This window comes from Actinomadura formosensis NBRC 14204 (genome assembly GCF_001552155.1).
GTDB classification, from domain to species: Bacteria; Actinomycetota; Actinomycetes; order Streptosporangiales; family Streptosporangiaceae; genus Spirillospora; species Spirillospora formosensis.
Genome location: NZ_BCQQ01000311.1, coordinates 1 through 1,025 on the forward strand (window position 1 = coordinate 1; position 1,025 = coordinate 1,025).

Sequence of the window (1,025 nt, forward strand, 5' to 3'; positions counted from 1 at the left end):
GGTGTCGCGGGCCCGTGCCGCGCTGGACACCGAGCTGGCCGTCCGCGCCCTGTTCGAGGCGCCGACCGTCGCCGCGCTCGCCGCCGTGCTCGGTGAACCGGACGGGGAGCCCAGGCCGAAGCTCGTCCCGGCCGAGCGCCCCGGCCTCGTGCCCGTCTCGTACGCGCAGCGGCGCCTGTGGTTCATCCACGACCTCGAAGGGCTCGGAGCCGGGGACGCGGCCGCGACCTACCACATCCCGATCCCGCTGCGGCTGACCGGTGCGCTCGACCTGGATGCGGTCCGCGCCGCGATGCGCGACATGATGACGCGCCACGAAGCGCTCCGGACCGTGTTCGTGCAGGTGGAGGGCGAGCCCTACCAGCGCGTCCTCGCACCGGAGGAGGCCCGGGCCGAGCCGGAGATCATCGATTGCACCCCTCTGCGGGGGGCGGGGGAGGCCGCCTCCGCACAGGGGCACCGCGGCCCGGACGGGCTCCAGGCGGCGGTGTTCGAGGCCGCGACGCGCGGGTTCGATCTGGCCGCCGAGCCGCCCGTCCGCGCGCACGTCTTCCGCATCGCCGAGGACGACCATCTGCTCCTGCTGGTGATGCACCACATCGCCGGGGACGGCTGGTCGATGGAGCCGCTCGCCACCGACCTCATCACCGCCTACGCCGCCCGCGCCGCGGGCGCGGAGCCGGGGTGGGCGCCGCTGCCCGTCCAGTACGCCGACTACGCGATCTGGCAGCGCGAGGTCCTCGGCGACGAGGCCGACCCGGGCAGCGTCATGGGCCGGCAGATCGCGCACTGGAAGGACGCCCTCGCCGGGCTGCCGGAGGAGCTGGCACTGCCGTCCGACCGGCCGCGCCCGCCCCGCGCCACCCACCGGGGCGCGCAGCACCCGTTCACGCTGCCGCCCGAACTGCACGCCGCGCTCACCGCGCTGGCCCGCGACCACCGCGCCAGCCTGTTCATGGTGCTGCAGGCGGCGCTCGCCGGCCTGTTCACCCGGCTCGGCGCCGGGACGGACGTGCCGATCGGTT

1 protein-coding gene is annotated in these 1,025 nt (G+C 76.0%); it reads left to right on the plus strand.

The features are described from left to right. Positions 1-1,025 (plus strand): condensation domain-containing protein (locus tag AF1_RS32690; RefSeq protein WP_255218871.1); only part of this gene is annotated, 1,025 nt, incomplete at both ends.